Genomic DNA, 15,391 nt, shown 5'->3' with positions numbered 1-15,391 from the left:
TTGCGATGAGCAGATTGCTGCGAACCGGGCTGAATGCGGGCGACAGCGCGCCAATGGCCGTCGTCGGCGGCGAGGGCATCTACTTTCATCTCGCGGACGGCCGCAGGCTCATCGACGGCAGCAACACCGGCGGCGGCCTTGGGCACCGGCATCCGGCGATGGTGGAGGCAATCCGCCGCGCGGCCGATACGCCTGTCGTGAACGAAGGGTGGACCTGGGTCGGCCGCGAGCAGGCTGCGGATGATCTGATGACCACCGCATTCAAGGGCGAGGAGGATTGGGTCGGAGCAGTGCGCTTCTGCATCAGTGGTAGCGAGGCCAACGACATGGCGCTGTCGCTCTGCCAGGCGCTGACACAGCGCTCTGCGCTGGCAACGCGCGAGCGCGCCTATCACGGCATCACCGGCCTCTCGCGCAGCATGACCGTGCAGCCGCAATGGCACGGCGGCCTCGCGGTGCATGCCGGCGGCTCGAAGCTCCCGGCGCCGATGGCACCCGTGCGGATTTTGCCGGCGCCGGACGGTGCGATCTATGGTGCGCCGGCCAACAATGCCCCGCCGAGCGAATATCTGGCGGATGCCACGCGTCTGCTTTCGGACACTGCGGCGACGCTCATCGACTACACCCAGGGCGGCATCTATTACGACGGCGCCTATCAGGACGAGGTGGCGCGCTGCGCGCGGCAGGCGGGCTCATACTGGATCGCGGACGAGGTCGTCACCGGCGCGGGCCGTGCCGGGCGCTGGTTCGCGTTTCAGGGCGCGACGAGCCGTCCCGATATCGTGACACTCGGAAAATCGCTCGGCGGCGGCGCGGCGGCGGTCGCGGCGGTCGTGGTGTCGAAAGACATCGTCGAGCGGCTCAAGGGCACCAGCTGGCAGAACTACGGCACGCTGCGAGGCCATCCGATCAGCATGGCCGCCGTCAGCGCCTATCTGAAGGTCGTCAGCGAAGAGAAGATCCTCGAGCATGTGAAGAGCCTCGAAAAGCTGTTCACCCGCCGCCTGCTCGCGATCGCGCAAAAACATCCGAGCGTGCAGCGCGTGGCAGGACAGGGACTGCACTGGACAGTGGAGCTGCACGGTCCGGATTGGCGCACCTGGCACGCCGACACCTCGGAGGTGCCGATCGCCTCGCGCGTCGCGGCGCGGGCGCTGGAGGCCGGCGCGGTGATCGGTACCAGCGGCGAGCAGACGTCGCTGTTCCTGGCGCCGCCGCTGGTGATCTCCGAGCATGAGGCCGAGTGGCTGCTGGATGCGCTCGACCACGGTCTCGATATTGCCGACGAGGAGCACGGGTGAGCGCCGATCACGCAACGCTCCTTCGATCGCGGGCCTGGCCGGCGGGCGAGCCTTGGCATCTCGCCATGCCGGAGGGTACGCTCTATGACGCACTCGCGCGAGCTGCGCGTGATCGCCCTGCGCACCCGGCAACCGTCTTCTACGGCGCGAGCCTGGGCTATGCCGAACTGCGCGACCGGGTCGACGCCATGGCCGGCTTCCTGCAAGGCGCTTGCGGTGTGGCGCGCGGTGACCGCGTGATGATCGCCCTTCAGAACTCGCCGCAATATGTCATCGCCTATTATGCGGTGATGCGGGCGGACGCCGTGATCGTGCCCGTCAATCCCATGAACAAGACCGCCGAGATCGCGCATCTCGCCGCCGATAGCGGCGCTCGGGTCGCGATCATCGGCAGCGAGCTGACCGATGTCTTTGCCCCGCTGGTGGGTGAGTCCATCACCCGCACGATCGTCGCGCAGTATCGCGACGAGGTTCCGGCCGCCACACCCTATGCGCTGCCGTCATGCGTGACCGAAGCGCCGTCGGAGGTGCCGCTTTTGGCGGGCTGGCATTCCTGGTCGTCGGTGATCGCGCAAGGCCTGCGCCCCAATGCGATGAGCGTTGGCCCAGATGATCTCATGATCCTGCCCTACACGTCGGGGACGACGGGCAAGCCCAAGGCGTGCATGCATACCCATCGCAGCGCGCTGTTCACCGCAGTCCTGCAAGCACGCTGGTACGGTCTCGGCGGCGACGACGTCATGACCGGATTCATGCCGCTGTTCCACGTCGCGGGCATGCAGGGCTCGATGAATGCTGCGATGGTCACTGGCGCCACGCTGCTGTTGATGGCGCGCTGGGACAGGGATCTGCTGCCCGATCTGTTCGAAAGCTATGGCGTGTCCTTCTGGAACGCAGCGCCGACCATGATTGGGGATGTGCTCGCAAGCGCCCGCTTCCGCGATAGATCCTTTGCGAAGCTCAAGGTTCTGACCGGCGGTGGTGCGGCGATGCCGACCGCGGTCGCCGAGCGGCTCAAGAGCCGTTTCGGCCTCGATTTCGTCGAAGGCTATGGCATGACCGAGACCATGTCGCCCACCCATCTCAATCCGATGGCGGCGCCGAAGCGGCAATGCCTCGGCATTGCCGTGCACGAGACCGATGCGCGGGTCGTCGATCCCGAGAGCCTGATCGAGCTCGACGACGACGTTGTCGGCGAGATCGTCGTGCACGGGCCGCAGGTGCTGCTGGGTTACTGGAACAAGCCCGACGCCAATGCCGAAGCGTTTGTCGAGCTTGGCGGAAAACGGTTCCTGCGCACGGGTGATCTCGGCTACCGCGATGCCGACGGCTATTTCTTCGCGGTCGACCGCCTCAAGCGGATGATCAATGTCAGCGGGTTCAAGGTGTGGCCGGCCGAGGTCGAGGCGGCGATGTACCAGAACCGCGCCATCCGGGAGTGCTGCATCGTCTCGGCGCCCGACAATTATCGCGGCGAAACCGTCAAGGCGCTGGTGGTTCTCGATGAGGCGGCGCGTGCAACGACCTCGCCGGATGACGTCGTGAGCTGGGCGCGCAGCGCGATGGCCAGCTACAAGGCGCCGCGCGCCGTCGTCTTCGTCGATGAGCTGCCGCGCACGGCGAGCAACAAGATCAATTGGCGGCTGTTGCAGGACGCCGAATGGGGGCGGACGGCATGAAAGCTGCTTGGCTGGAAAAATGGCGCGAGGCTGCGTTATGCTGCGTACGCCGACACGCCCTCGAAGCTGCGATCCCCAGCCTCACCAGGAAATCAGGAACTCGCTGATGCGTATCGTCAATGTCGCCGCCGCCCAGATGGGCCCGATCCAGAAGGCCGACAGCCGCGAGGCCGTGGTCAAGCGCATGATCGCGCTGATGGACGAAGCGAAGAAGAAAGGCGCCGATCTGATCGTCTATCCGGAACTCGCGCTGACGACGTTCTTCCCGCGCTGGTATTCGGAGGATCGGGCGGAGGCCGACATCTGGTTCGAGCGCGAGATGCCGAATGCCGCGACGAAGCCGCTGTTCGAACGTGCGGCGCAGCACCAGATGGCGATGAATTTCGGCTATGCGGAGCTGGCGCCCGACGGCCACCACTTCAACACCGCCATCCTGACCGACAAGTCCGGCAAGATTGTCGGGAAGTACCGCAAGGTCCATCTGCCGGGCCATGTGGAGTACGACACCAACCGCTCGCATCAGCACCTGGAAAAGCGCTATTTCGAGCCCGGCGATCTCGGCTTCAACGTCTGGCGCGAGCTGGGCGGCATCATCGGCATGGCCATCTGCAACGACCGCCGCTGGCCCGAGACCTATCGCGTGATGGGCTTGCAGGGTGTCGAGCTGGTGCTGATCGGCTACAATACGCCGTCCGTGAACGCAGAGAAGAGCGAGGAGGGCGTCGAGAAGCGCCTGTTTCACAATCGCCTCTCCGTGCAGGCCGGCGCCTACCAGAATTCGACCTGGGTTGTCGCAGTCGCCAAGGCCGGCGTCGAGGACGGGCATCCGCTGTTTGGCGGCAGCCTGATCGTCGATCCCGACGGCGAGATCGTGGCCGAAGCGAAGACGGAGGAGGACGAGCTTCTGGTTCATCCCTGCGATCTCGATGCCACCATCTTCGGCAAGACCACGATCTTCGATTTCGCCCGGCATCGCCGCATCGAGCATTACGGCCTGATCACCAGCCGCACCGGCGCCGTGCCGCCGCCGGAGAAGTGACGCTGATGGCTGACCGGAGCACATCGGGGATTTCCCTGCGCGAGCTCGATCCGCGCGATCGCTACAAGCTGCTCTGCGGCGTGATCGTGCCGCGGCCGATCGCGCTGGTGACGACGCTGGACGAGAACGGAGCGGTCAATGCCGCGCCCTTCAGCTTCTTTAACGTCTTCTCGGAAAGTCCGGCGCTGATCGTGCTCGGGCTCCAGCACAAGCCGGATCACAGTCCGAAGGACACAACCCGCAACATCCATCGCGATGGAGAATTCGTCGTTCACATGGTGGACGAGGCGCTGTCGGTGGCGATGAACGACTGCGCGGTCGATTTCCCTTCCGGCGACAGCGAGGTCGCGGCGACCGGGCTGGCCACGCTTCCCTCCGTCGACGTGAAGGTGCCGCGCTTGGCCGCGGCACCCTTTGCACTGGAATGCCGGCGCCATGTCGTCCTGACCTTCTCGCCCGATCGCGAGCTATTGGTCGGCGAGGTGCTCAGGGTTCATGCCCGCGCCGGCCTCGTCGACGAGGCCAATATGTATGTCGATCTCGACGCCTACCGGCCGATCGGCCGCATGTTCGGCAATCTCTACACGACGCAGCGGGACACGTTTGCGCTGGCGCGCGAGAGCCACGCGCAATGGCTTGCCCGGCAGGATGCCAAAGAACTGAAGGACGCCTAGTGAGCCGAGAACTGCACCGCACCCAGCGCCATGGTGACGGCCGCCTGCGTCGGGTCGATCACGGGAATGCCAAGCGCGTCTTCCAGCGGGCGGCGGTGCCGCGCCATGCCGGCGCAGCCCATCACGATGGCACGGGCGCCGTCCTCGTCGCGCAGCGCGCGGCCGATCTCGATCATCTTTGCCAGCGTGCCGTCGCCCGAGGCGGTTTCCGCCACGCTCATGTTGAGCGGCCGCTCGCCGGCCAGGCGTTCGGTCAGTCCCATCTGTCTGAGATAGCGCATGTGGCGCGGGATCGAGCGCTGCGCGATGGCGATGACGCCAAAGGTCTCGGCGCGGGCGAGCGCCGTCAGCACGCCGCACTCGGCGATGCCGAACACGGGGCGGTCGGTGCCTTCGCGGCAAACCTGAAGCCCGGGGTCGCTGTAGCAGGCGATGACGAAGGCCGCCGAGCTGTTGTCACCTTCAACCAGTCGGCGCAGCGGCATCGCGACGCCGTCGACATCGGCCTGGCTTTCAATTCCGAACGGACCTTCCGCCAGCGTCTGGCAGACCAGCTCCGGCCCGCCGTCGAAGCCGAGCGGCTTCAGCGCGTCCTCCAGCCCCTGCGTGACCGCGGGGTTGGAGTTTGGATTGACGACGAGAATGCGCGGCCGGGACATGATGGTTTTCCTGCAAAAGGGCGATCATTGAGCTTAGGCATATCATGGAGTGCCTCATGACTGAACCCATCTACGACCTGATCATTCGCGGCGGTCGCGTCGCCACCACGACCGACGTGTTCGAGGCCGACGTCGCCATTTCCGGTGAGACCATCGCGGCCGTCGGCCGTGGGCTTCCGCCGGCCAAGCGCGAGATCGATGCACGCGGAAAGCTGGTGCTGCCCGGCGGCGTCGACAGCCATGCCCATATCGAGCAATTGTCCGCCGCCGGCATCATGAACGCCGATACGTTCGAGAGCGCGACCGTCTCCGCGGCTTTCGGCGGCACGACCACGGTGATCCCGTTCGCCGCCCAGCATGTCGGCATGAAGCTGCCGCAGGTGGTGGCGGACTATCACGCGCTGGCGAAGAAAGGCGCCGTGATCGACTACGCATTTCACATGATCATCGCGGACGCCACCAAGGAGACGGTCGAGGAGCACATTCCCGCGCTTGTGAAGCAGGGGCATGCCTCGATCAAGATCTTCATGACCTATGACCGGCTCAAGGTCGACGACGAGCCGTTGCTCGACATCCTCCTCGCCGCGCGCCAGTCCGGTGCGATGTTGTGCGCCCATGCCGAGAATCACGGCATCATCGCCTGGATGGTGAAGCGGCTGCTCGCGCGGGGCTACACGATGCCGAAATACCACGCCGTCAGCCACGCCCGCGTCTCGGAGGCGGAGGCCTTCACGCGGCTGATCGGGATGGCGGCGCTGATCGACCAGCCCATCATGATCTTCCACGTCTCGACCGCCGAAGGCGCCAAGGTGATCCGCGACTCGCGCGGGCAGGGGCTGAAGGTCTTCGCCGAGACCTGTCCGCAATATCTGTTTCTCACCGCCGGCGATCTCGACAAGCCGGGCGCCGAGGGCGCCAAATGGATGTGCAGCCCGCCGCCGCGCACGCATTCCGACCAGGAGGCGTTGTGGCAGGCGCTGTCGCTCGGCGATCTCCAGACCATCTCGTCGGACCACGCGCCGTATCGCTACGACGAGACCGGCAAGCTGCGCGCCGGACCCAATCCGAACTTCAAGCAGGTGGCCAACGGACTGCCGGGGCTGGAGTTGCGGCTGCCGCTTCTGTTCGACGCGATGGTATCGAAGGGGCGGCTCGGTCTTGAAAAATTCGTCGAGCTGACCGCGACGGCGCCGGCCAAGATCTACAATCTGCATCCGCGCAAGGGCTCGATCGCGGTTGGCGCCGATGCCGATATCGCGATCTGGGACCCCAACCGCGAGGTCACGATATCGGACGAAATGATGCACGATCTCGCCGGCTATACGCCGTTCGCGGGCCGCAAGCTGAAGGGCTGGCCGGTTAACGTGCTCTCGCGCGGCCGGGTCATCATCGACGGTAACAAGTGTCTCGCTGACGCCGGCAGCGGCAAATTCCTCGCGCGCAGCGGCGGCGAGGCCGCGAAGCCGACCGGCCGGCTCGTCGCCGACATGGATCCGGAACGGAATTTTGGAGCAAAACTGTTGTGACGGTGGATCGCGCGCGATGAAGATCGTCATCTTCGGCGGCACAGGCTTTGTCGGCCTCAATCTCGCGGAGGTGCTGCTCGCGCGCGGCCATGAGGTGACGCTGCATGATCGCGCAGAGTTGCCGCCATCGGCGCGGCGAGCGCTGGCCGATCACGGAGCGCGGCTCAAGGTCGTACCGGGCGATATCACCGATGCCGCTGCGATCGACCTCCTCATCGCCGAGGGCTGCGACGCGATCGTGCTCGGCGCGGCGATCACCGCCGGCGAGGAACTCGAGCGGACGTCGACCGCGCACGTTCTTGAGATCAACGTGATGGCCCAGATCCCGGTCTTGCAAGCCGCGATCCGCCACGGCGTTCACCGCGTCGTCAATCTCTCGTCGGCGTCGGCCTATGGTGCCGCTGGGGGCCGCTATCCGGTGCTGGACGAGGAGACGCCCTGCGATCCCGTCTCCTTCTACGCCATCAGCAAATTCGCCTCGGAGCGATCTGTCGCTCGCCATGCCGAACTCTTTGGCGGCGATTTCCTCAGCGTCCGGCTGAGCGCCGTGTTCGGTCCGTGGGAACGGACCGGTTCTGTGCGCGACACGCCGAGCCTTCAGCTGCAGATTCTGGCTGCGTTCAGTCGCGGCGAGCCTGCGATCATGCCGGGGCCAGGCATGAAGGATTGGACCTACGCTCCGGACGCTGCTGAGGCCGTGGCGGTGTTGATCGAAGCCGAGCGGCCGCGTCACCGGCTCTACAACATCTCCTGCGGGGCGGCATGGTCCGCATTGCAATGGGGCGAGGCATTCGCGGCCCTGCATCCCGGCCTGCAATGCCGGCTGGCGGCGCCGGGCGAGACGACGTTCATCAAGCTGCACGGGCCGGATCGCGCGCCGCTGTCGGTGACGCGGATGGCGGACGAATTCGGTTGGCGCGCGCGGTTCGGCTGCGCCGAGTCCGCGGCTGCGATGAGCAGGTGGTGGATGCAGCACCGGGAGGCGATCTGACATGCGGCTGCAAGGGCGCACGGCCATCATCACCGGCGCAGGCTCCGGCATCGGCCGCGCCAGCGCAAAACTGTTCGCGGAGGAAGGCGCGCGTCTTGCCTTGGTCGATCGCGATGCCGCAGGCCTTCAGGACACGCTGAGCCTGGTCGGCGAGGCAACGACGCATGTCGGCGACGTCGGTGATGCCGGTTTCGCCGAGACCGTTGTCGGCGACGTCGTCGCGAGGCACGGCCGGCTCGACATTCTGATGACCGCGGCCGGCTTCTCCTGCGGCGGCACGGTGCTGACGACGAGTCCGGAGGATTGGGACGCGGTGTTCCGCGCCAATGTCGGCGGCACCTGGCTGTGGGCGCGGGCGGCGGTGCCGCAGATGCAGCGGCAGAACAGCGGCTCGATCATCACGCTGGCATCGCAGCTCGCGATTGCCGGCGGCAAGGGCAACAGTGCCTATATCGCGGCCAAGGGCGCGATCGTCAGCCTGACGCGGACGATGGCCGTGGACTTTGCCACCGACGGCATCCGCGTCAATGCGATCGCGCCTGGCGCGATCGACACGCCGATGCTGCGGCGCAGTTTTGCCCGTCACGCCAATTCGGATGAGGTCCGTGAAGCCTCCCGCAACCGTCATGCCATGAAGCGGTTCGGCGTGCCTGAGGAGATCGCGCAGACCGTGCTGCATCTCGCCAGCGATGCATCCTCATTCACGACCGGCACCGTGATGGTCGTCGACGGAGGCTGGCTCGCCGCATGAGTGATGCGCTGACACAGCTCGAAGCGGATATTCGCGCCGATCTCGCCAGGATCGCGCATCCGGGTGCCGCATGGCTCGAACCGAAGACGGGGCCGGATGGCAAGCCCGCGCTGGACGTTCTCATCGTCGGCGCAGGACAGTCCGGCGTTGCCATCGGGTTCGGTCTGATGCGCTCCCGCGTCAGCAACATCCTGCTGCTCGACAAGGCCGAGGAGGGGAAGGAGGGCCCGTGGCTCACCTATGCACGCATGCCGACGCTGCGTAGCCCGAAGGATTACACCGGTCCGGACCTCGATATCCCCAGCCTGACCTATCAGTCCTGGCACGAGGCGCGCTTCGGCACTGCGAGTTGGCGGACACTCGACCTGATCCCGCGCGGGCATTGGGCCGAGTATCTGCTCTGGCTCCGGCGTACGATCGGCTTGCCGGTGTGTAACAGCTGCGAGCTCTTGGAGATCGTGCCCGCGCCTGGCGGCTTGCTTGCCGCACGCGTGAAACGGGCCGACGCCGTCGAGACGCTCCATGCACGCAAGATCGTGCTGGCGACGGGGCAGGAGGGCATGGGCGGCTGGATGATCCCGGAGCCGCTGCGCGGTCTGCCGGCGAGTTCGGTCGCAACCGTCGCCGACGACATCGACTTCGACAGTCTGCGCGGCAAGCGTGTCGCCGTGATCGGTGCCGGCGCCTCCGCCTTCGACAATGCGGCCACGGCGCTTGAGGCGGGAGCCGCATGGGTATATCTGCTTTGCCGCCGCGCACAGATCCAGGTGATCCAGCCTTATCGCTGGCTTACCTTCCGCGGCTTCCTGCGTCATCTCAGCGATCTCGACGATGCCTGGCGCTGGCGCTTCATGCGCGCCATTCTCGAAATGCGCGAGGGGTTTCCGCAAGCAACCTACGACCGTTGCGCGCGCCACGCCAATTTCACCTTGCACGAGGGCGCGCCGGTCGAGGCGGCGCGCGAGACCGGCACAGCCATTGAACTGCAGACGCCGCGCGGCGCGCTCATGGCGGATTTCATGATCTGCGGCACCGGCATCGACATGAGCTTTGCCGACCGCGGCGAGTTGCGCGGATTTGCCGACAACATCGCGACCTGGGCCGACTGCTACCAGCCGCCGGAAGGCGAGCGTAACGCGCGGCTCGGCCGCTTTCCCTATCTCGCTGACGATTATGCTTTCACCGAGCGTGTGCCGGGCGAGACGCCATGGATCTCCAACATCCATCTGTTTGCCATCGCCTCGACCATGAGTTTCGGTCCGTCGGGATCGTCGATCAACGCGATGACCACCGCGGTCCCGAAGCTGGTCCACGGTCTGACCCGCGGTCTGTTCTGTGCCGATGTCGAGCGGCACTGGGCATCGCTCAGCGCCTATGACGTGCCGCAGGCCGTGGTCACGCGGCCGGCCCGAAACATGGGAGAAGCGCGATGATCATTCATGCGCCGCCGCGGCGAAGCGTCTCACGAGATTGGCGCGCAACTTGCTTGCTTCTTAACCTGCCTTGCTGGCGTTTCTTGTCGAAATTCAAGGGAAAAAGAATGCGTTTTGTGTCTTTCAGGCCGGCGTCCTGCGCGATCGCCGCTGTCGCACTTCTGTTCGCCGCCACCGCGCCCTCGCAGGCACAGACAAGGGCGGAAACGCTGCGCTATGTGACCGGCGCATCCGTCAACACGCTCGATCCCAACATCCCCGGCGCGACACGCGAGTCCTTCGCGCTGAGCATGAGCACCTACGATCGGCTGGTGGCGTTCGGCCGCAAGCAGCTCAACGGCAAATGGGTGTTTGATCTCGACAAGATCACGGGCGAATTGGCCGAGTCCTACGACGTCAGCCCAGACGGGCTGAAGATAACGTTCCGCCTGCGCAAGGACGCCAAGTTCCAGGATGGCTCGCCGGTCACCGCCGAGGACGTGAAATGGTCGCTCGATCGCTGCGTCACCGCGCCGATCCTCGGCAAGGCGCAGCTCTTGACGGGATCGCTGACCTCGGCCGATCAGTTCAAGGTGATCGATCCCCTGACCATCGAAGTGACGCTGCCGAAGCCCGACAAGCTCGCGCTGCCGAATTTGGCCACCGTCTACCCGATGATCATCAACTCGAAGGTCGCAAAGGCGCACGCGACGACTGATGATCCCTGGGCGACCGCTTGGCTCAAGGAGCACACCGCCGGCAGTGGCGCCTATGTGGTCGAGTCCTTCAAGCCGGGCGAGCAGGTCATCCTCAAGCGCGACGAGGCCTGGAACCGTGGTTCGCCCCAGAAGCCGGCGTTCTTCAAGCGCGTGATCGTGCAGTCGGTGCCGGAGCCGGCGACGCGCGCGAATCTCGTCGAGCGCGGCGATGCCGACATCGTCATCGATCTTCAGGCGAGTGACGTGCAGTCGCTCGAAGCCAAGGGCAAGCTCAAGGTGATCTCGACACCGCAATACAATGCGATCACCTATGTTTCGATGAACAACCAGATTCCGCCATTCGACAATGTCAACGTCCGCCGCGCGATCGCTTTTGCGCTGCCCTATGACGACATGTTCAAGGCCGCGCTGTTCGGCCGCGGAGCGCCGTTGTTCGGAGCGACCTGGCCCGACGGCAAGCCGTTGAACGGCACCTATCCGTTCCAGCAGCCGGTGAAGATCGATCTCGACAAGGCGCGGGAATATCTCAAGGCCGCCGGTCTCCCCGAGGGCTTCTCGACCACCTTCAGTTTCAACGTCGGTCAGGCCTCGACAGCGGAGCCGATGGCTGCCCTGGTGAAGGAATCGCTCGGCAAGATCGGTATCAAGGTCGACATCCAGAAGCTGCCGGATGCGCAGATGTCGACCCAGATCAACGAGAAGAAGCTGCCCTTCTTCACCGAGGGCATCGTCGCCTGGCTGCCCTCGACCGACTATTTCTACCGCAACTTCTACACCGGCAACCAACGCTGGAACTACAGCTCGACCAACAATTCCGAACTGGCCGCAATCGCGCAGGAGGCGCGCTTCGAGCCGGACAAGGCCAAGTACGAGGAAGACGGCCGCAAGCTCAACGCGATGCATGCCGACCTGATGCCGCAGATCATGTTGTGGCAGCCCAACCAGGACGCGGTGATGGTTCCGTCAATCGAGGGTTACACCTACGAGTTCCACCGCCAGGTCGATTATCGCGATGTCAGCCGCAAGTGACGCCGCCGGACAAGGGAGGCCTTGAAGGGTGATGACCGGTCTCGGTAGCACGATGGTGCGGGCGGGCAGGCGGCTTCTGTCGTCGCTGCCGGCGCTGTTTGGCGTGCTGGTCTTCACCTTTCTGTTGATGCGGGTCCTGCCGGGAGACCCTGCGGTGTTCTTCGCCTCGGGGCCCAACGCCGGCAAGGAGGAGATCGAGCAGATCCGCAAGCAGATGGGGCTCGACAGGTCGGTGCCGGAGCAGCTCGTCTACTATCTCTCCGATATCGGTCACGGCAATCTCGGCCGCTCCATGATGACGGGGCAGCCGGTTCTGAAGGATTTGCGCGAGCGGCTGCCGGCATCGCTCGAGCTCACCTTCACGGCGCTCCTGATCGCGCTGGTCGCGGCCGTGCCGCTCGGCGTGCTGGCGGCTCTGCGGCCGGGATCGATCGTCGATCACGGCGTACGGCTGTTTTGCGCGCTCGGCGTCTGTGTGCCGACCTTCGTCTCCGGCCTCCTGCTGATCTACGTCTTCTATTATCTGCTCGGGCTTGCGCCTGATCCGACCGGGCGGATCGACGTCTTCACCTCGCTGCCGCCGCAACGCACCGGTTTCCTGTCGATCGATTTTCTGTTGGGCGGCGACATCGACGGCTGGTGGGCGGCCTGCAAGCAATTGATCCTGCCGGCGGTGAGCATGGCCCTGTTCGTCATCGCGCCGTTGGCGCGGATCACCCGCGCCTCGATGCTGGTGTCGCTCGGCAGCGATTTCGTGCGCACCGCGCGCTCGGTCGGATTGTCCTGGCGCAAGGTTGTCGTCACCTATGCGTTGAGGAACGCGATCCTTCCCGTCATCACCATCGCCGGCATCGTGTTCTCCACCATGCTCGGCGCGAATGTGCTGGTCGAGAAGGTGTTCTCCTGGCCGGGCGTTGCCTCCTACGCGCTCGATGCGCTTCTGTCGTCCGACTATGCGCCGGTGCAGGGATTCGTGCTGCTGATGGCGAGCCTGTTCGTGCTGGTCAATCTGGCGGTCGATATCTGTTACGGCATCGCGGATCCCAGGGTATCGATCGAATGACCAGCGCGACCCTCCGCCATTCGGTCTGGATCCTGCGCGGCAATCCGCTCACCGGTGTCGCCGCGGCCGGCGTCCTGCTGTTCGTCCTGCTCGCAATCTTCGGGCCGTGGATCGTGCCCTACGATCCCATCGTCTCCAACGTCTCGGAGGCCTTGCAGCCGCCGAGCGCGGCGCACATCGCCGGCACGGATCAGCTCGGGCGCGACGTGTTCAGCCGGCTCGTCATCGCGGCACGACTCGATCTTGCCATCGCCGTCTCCGCGGTCGGCATTTCCTTCGTGATCGGGGCCGTCGTCGGCTCGTTCTGCGGCTATGCCGGCGGCCGGCTCGATCGCGCGGTCGGCCGCTTCGTCGACGTGATGATGGCCTTTCCGCTGTTCGTGCTGGCGATGGCGATGGTGGCGGCGCTTGGCAACCGGATCGAGAACATCGTGATCGCGACAGCGGTGATCAATCTTCCCTTCTACATCCGCTTCGCGCGGGCCGAGGTGAATGTCAGGCGCAACCTCGGCTGGGTCGAGGCCGCGCGCGCCTGCGGCGAGAGCCATTTCTCGGTGGTGCTGCGCTTCCTGCTGCCCAACATCCTGCCGGCGATGGCGGTGCAGATCTCGCTCAATCTCGGCTGGGCGATCTTGAATGCAGCCGGCCTGTCCTTCATCGGGCTCGGCGTCAAGCCGCCGACGCCGGAATGGGGCATCATGGTCGCGGAGGGCGCGCGCTTCATCTCGACCGGGCGGTGGTGGCTGGTGGCCTTTCCAGGCCTTGCGCTGATGATGGCGGTGCTATGCTTCAATCTCCTCGGTGACGGGATGCGGGACATTCTCGACCCCCGCATGCGCACATGAGCGAGGAATTGCTCAAGATCGACGATCTCCACGTCGCGTTTTCGACGCGGCGCGGCATGGTCGAAGCCGTGCGCGGCGTGACGCTCTCGGTCGAAAAGGGCGAGATGCTCGGCCTTGTCGGCGAGAGCGGCTCGGGCAAGTCGGTCACCGGTTTTGCGACGACGCGGCTGCTGGACGCGGCCGGGCGCGTCACGGGCGGCAAGATCCTGTTTCGCGGCCAGGACGTGACGAAGCTCAGGGGCGATGACCTCCGTCACCTCCAGGGCGCCGCGATGTCGATGATCTTCCAGAACCCGCGCGCGGCGCTCAATCCGATCCGGGCGATCGGCCTCCAGATCGCGGATGCGATCCTCACCCACAAGCGGATATCGAAGGACGCGGCGCGTGCGGAGGCGCTGGACTTGCTGCGCGCCGTTCAGATCCGCGATCCCCAAACGCGGATGAATGCCTATCCGCACGAGCTCTCCGGCGGCATGTGCCAGCGCGTCATGATCGCGATCGCGATCTCCTGCAATCCCGCGCTCCTGATTGCCGACGAGCCGACCACCGGGCTCGACGTCACCACGCAGAAGGTGGTGATGGACCTGCTGGCTGATATCGCGGCCGCGCGCGGCATGGCGACGATCCTGATCACCCACGACCTCGGGCTTGCCGCGCGCTATTGCCGCCGCATCGCGGTGATGGAACGCGGCCGCATCGTCGAGGAGGCGAGTCCCGGAACTCTATTCCGTGCACCGCAGCACGCCTATACCAGGCGCCTGGTTGCGGCATCGCCGACGGCGACCTCGCGGATCGAGGATCTCGTGACGGAGGAGGAGAGGGAAGGCTACGCGGCGGTTGCCAGCAAGCCCAGGCCGGAGCTCGCGCATGGCACGCCGCCGCTGCTGGAAGTGCGAAAACTGGCAAAGCGCTTCGACCAGGGCTCCGCGGCAGTGGCCGATTTCTCCATGACGATGACCGGCGGCGAGAGCGTCGGGCTCGTCGGCGAATCCGGATCGGGCAAGAGCACGACGTCGCGGATGATCTGCCGTCTCATCGACCCGAGTGAGGGCGACATCGTGTTCGACGGGCAGTCGATCGGTCATGTGCCGGCACGCGAGTTTCACCGCTCGCGCCTGCGCAGGGACATTCAAATGGTCTTCCAGGACCCGAACGAGAGCCTCAACCCGCGCTTCACCGCCTTCGACTGTATCGCCCATCCCTTGATGAGGCTCGACGGTATGCGCGCAGGCGAGGTGTTGCGGCAGCGGGTGGAGGAGTGCGCGGAGCGTGTAGGCTTGCCGCTGGACCTGCTGCCGCGTTTTCCGCATCAACTCTCAGGTGGTCAGAAAGCCCGTGTCGGGATCGCTCGTGCCATCGCCTGCCGGCCTCGGCTCCTGGTGCTGGACGAGCCGACGGCCGCGCTCGATGTCTCTGTGCAGGCTGTGGTGCTGCAACTGCTTGACCGCCTCCGGCGCGAGCACGACATCGCGCTGCTGTTCGTCAGCCACGATCTCAACGTGGTGCGCATGCTCTGCGACCGCACCATCGTCCTGCGCAACGGCGGCATCGTGGAGCAGGGGGAAAGCCGGGCCTTGTTCGATGACCCGAAGACCGACTACACGCGCAAGCTGGTCGAGGCGATCCCTCATATCGAGACGGAGCCCGCGCTTCTGGGCACCGCCTGAAGTGTGATGCGCGTCGCGGTCGCGGACGTGCTGAAG

13 protein-coding genes are annotated in these 15,391 nt (G+C 65.6%); 12 read left to right on the top strand and 1 reads right to left on the bottom strand.

Going from position 1 to position 15,391, the window contains the following annotated elements; translation table 11 throughout:
- Positions 1-5 precede the first annotated feature (5 nt).
- From GPL20_RS02375 to GPL20_RS02360, 4 genes are all read left to right on the top strand, one after another.
- A complete protein-coding gene (locus GPL20_RS02375; RefSeq protein WP_157327297.1) occupies positions 6-1,301 on the top strand; it encodes an aminotransferase class III-fold pyridoxal phosphate-dependent enzyme in 1,296 nt (431 codons plus the stop codon).
- Positions 1,298-2,980 carry a long-chain-fatty-acid--CoA ligase gene (locus tag GPL20_RS02370; RefSeq protein ID WP_254125352.1) on the top strand — a complete coding sequence of 561 codons (1,683 nt, stop codon included), beginning with the start codon at positions 1,298-1,300 and terminating at the stop codon, positions 2,978-2,980. The genes GPL20_RS02375 and GPL20_RS02370 overlap by 4 nt, the downstream gene beginning before the upstream one ends.
- Positions 2,981-3,086: 106 nt before the next feature.
- Entirely contained in the window at positions 3,087-4,019 is a 933-nt protein-coding gene (locus GPL20_RS02365) for an N-carbamoyl-D-amino-acid hydrolase (RefSeq protein WP_157327295.1), read from the top strand.
- 5 nt (positions 4,020-4,024) lie between these two features.
- Complete coding sequence (locus GPL20_RS02360; RefSeq protein ID WP_157327293.1) at positions 4,025-4,693, top strand: flavin reductase family protein; 669 nt, start codon at positions 4,025-4,027, stop codon at positions 4,691-4,693.
- Here GPL20_RS02360 and GPL20_RS02355 read toward each other — a convergent pair.
- The gene (locus GPL20_RS02355) at positions 4,690-5,352 is read right to left on the bottom strand and encodes an aspartate/glutamate racemase family protein (protein ID WP_157327291.1); all 663 of its coding nucleotides are present in this window, start codon (positions 5,350-5,352) and stop codon (positions 4,690-4,692) included. The two genes, GPL20_RS02360 and GPL20_RS02355, sit on opposite strands and share 4 nt — an antisense overlap.
- A 56-nt stretch (positions 5,353-5,408) precedes the next feature.
- Between GPL20_RS02355 and hydA the strand changes: the two genes are divergently transcribed.
- The 8 genes from hydA (at position 5,409) to nikE (ending at position 15,355) form a co-directional block, all read left to right on the top strand.
- A complete protein-coding gene (gene hydA, locus GPL20_RS02350) occupies positions 5,409-6,878 on the top strand; it encodes a dihydropyrimidinase (RefSeq protein ID WP_157327289.1) in 1,470 nt (489 codons plus the stop codon).
- Between the two features lie 16 nt (positions 6,879-6,894).
- On the top strand, positions 6,895-7,869 hold the full coding sequence (locus GPL20_RS02345; RefSeq protein WP_157327287.1) for an NAD-dependent epimerase/dehydratase family protein: 975 nt from the start codon (positions 6,895-6,897) through the stop codon (positions 7,867-7,869).
- 1 nt (position 7,870) lies between these two features.
- Positions 7,871-8,620, top strand: coding sequence for an SDR family oxidoreductase (locus tag GPL20_RS02340; RefSeq protein ID WP_157327285.1), 750 nt, complete (start codon positions 7,871-7,873; stop codon positions 8,618-8,620).
- Positions 8,617-10,053, top strand: a complete 1,437-nt coding sequence (locus GPL20_RS02335) for an NAD(P)-binding domain-containing protein (protein WP_157327283.1) — start codon at positions 8,617-8,619, stop codon at positions 10,051-10,053. Before GPL20_RS02340 ends, GPL20_RS02335 begins: the two co-directional genes overlap by 4 nt.
- 107 nt (positions 10,054-10,160) lie before the next feature.
- Positions 10,161-11,780 (top strand): ABC transporter substrate-binding protein, encoded by a 1,620-nt coding sequence (locus tag GPL20_RS02330; RefSeq protein WP_157327281.1) that lies wholly within the window; start codon positions 10,161-10,163, stop codon positions 11,778-11,780.
- Between the two features lie 28 nt (positions 11,781-11,808).
- Positions 11,809-12,843 (top strand): ABC transporter permease, encoded by a 1,035-nt coding sequence (locus GPL20_RS02325; RefSeq protein WP_373568205.1) that lies wholly within the window; start codon positions 11,809-11,811, stop codon positions 12,841-12,843.
- Entirely contained in the window at positions 12,840-13,688 is an 849-nt protein-coding gene (locus tag GPL20_RS02320; RefSeq protein WP_157327277.1) for an ABC transporter permease, read from the top strand. The genes GPL20_RS02325 and GPL20_RS02320 overlap by 4 nt, the downstream gene beginning before the upstream one ends.
- The gene (gene nikE, locus GPL20_RS02315) at positions 13,685-15,355 is read left to right on the top strand and encodes a nickel ABC transporter ATP-binding protein NikE (protein WP_157327275.1); all 1,671 of its coding nucleotides are present in this window, start codon (positions 13,685-13,687) and stop codon (positions 15,353-15,355) included. Before GPL20_RS02320 ends, nikE begins: the two co-directional genes overlap by 4 nt.
- Positions 15,356-15,391: the final 36 nt, after the last annotated feature.

This window comes from Bradyrhizobium cajani, from assembly GCF_009759665.1.
GTDB classification, from domain to species: Bacteria; Pseudomonadota; Alphaproteobacteria; order Rhizobiales; family Xanthobacteraceae; genus Bradyrhizobium; species Bradyrhizobium cajani.
The sequence above is the reverse complement of the archived record's forward strand: the minus strand, read 5'-3'. Positions and strand labels throughout refer to the sequence as shown.

What these genes read in the sequence shown, in the direction of transcription:
- GPL20_RS02375 (WP_157327297.1), top strand. Translation starts at nt 6, where the DNA reads ATGAGCAGATTGCTGCGAACCGGGCTGAATGCGGGCGACAGCGCGCCA.
- GPL20_RS02365 (WP_157327295.1), top strand. Translation starts at nt 3,087, where the DNA reads ATGCGTATCGTCAATGTCGCCGCCGCCCAGATGGGCCCGATCCAGAAG.
- GPL20_RS02360 (WP_157327293.1), top strand. Translation starts at nt 4,025, where the DNA reads ATGGCTGACCGGAGCACATCGGGGATTTCCCTGCGCGAGCTCGATCCG.
- GPL20_RS02355 (WP_157327291.1), bottom strand. Translation starts at nt 5,352, where the DNA reads ATGTCCCGGCCGCGCATTCTCGTCGTCAATCCAAACTCCAACCCCGCG.
- hydA (WP_157327289.1), top strand. Translation starts at nt 5,409, where the DNA reads ATGACTGAACCCATCTACGACCTGATCATTCGCGGCGGTCGCGTCGCC.
- GPL20_RS02345 (WP_157327287.1), top strand. Translation starts at nt 6,895, where the DNA reads ATGAAGATCGTCATCTTCGGCGGCACAGGCTTTGTCGGCCTCAATCTC.
- GPL20_RS02340 (WP_157327285.1), top strand. Translation starts at nt 7,871, where the DNA reads ATGCGGCTGCAAGGGCGCACGGCCATCATCACCGGCGCAGGCTCCGGC.
- GPL20_RS02335 (WP_157327283.1), top strand. Translation starts at nt 8,617, where the DNA reads ATGAGTGATGCGCTGACACAGCTCGAAGCGGATATTCGCGCCGATCTC.
- GPL20_RS02330 (WP_157327281.1), top strand. Translation starts at nt 10,161, where the DNA reads ATGCGTTTTGTGTCTTTCAGGCCGGCGTCCTGCGCGATCGCCGCTGTC.
- GPL20_RS02320 (WP_157327277.1), top strand. Translation starts at nt 12,840, where the DNA reads ATGACCAGCGCGACCCTCCGCCATTCGGTCTGGATCCTGCGCGGCAAT.
- nikE (WP_157327275.1), top strand. Translation starts at nt 13,685, where the DNA reads ATGAGCGAGGAATTGCTCAAGATCGACGATCTCCACGTCGCGTTTTCG.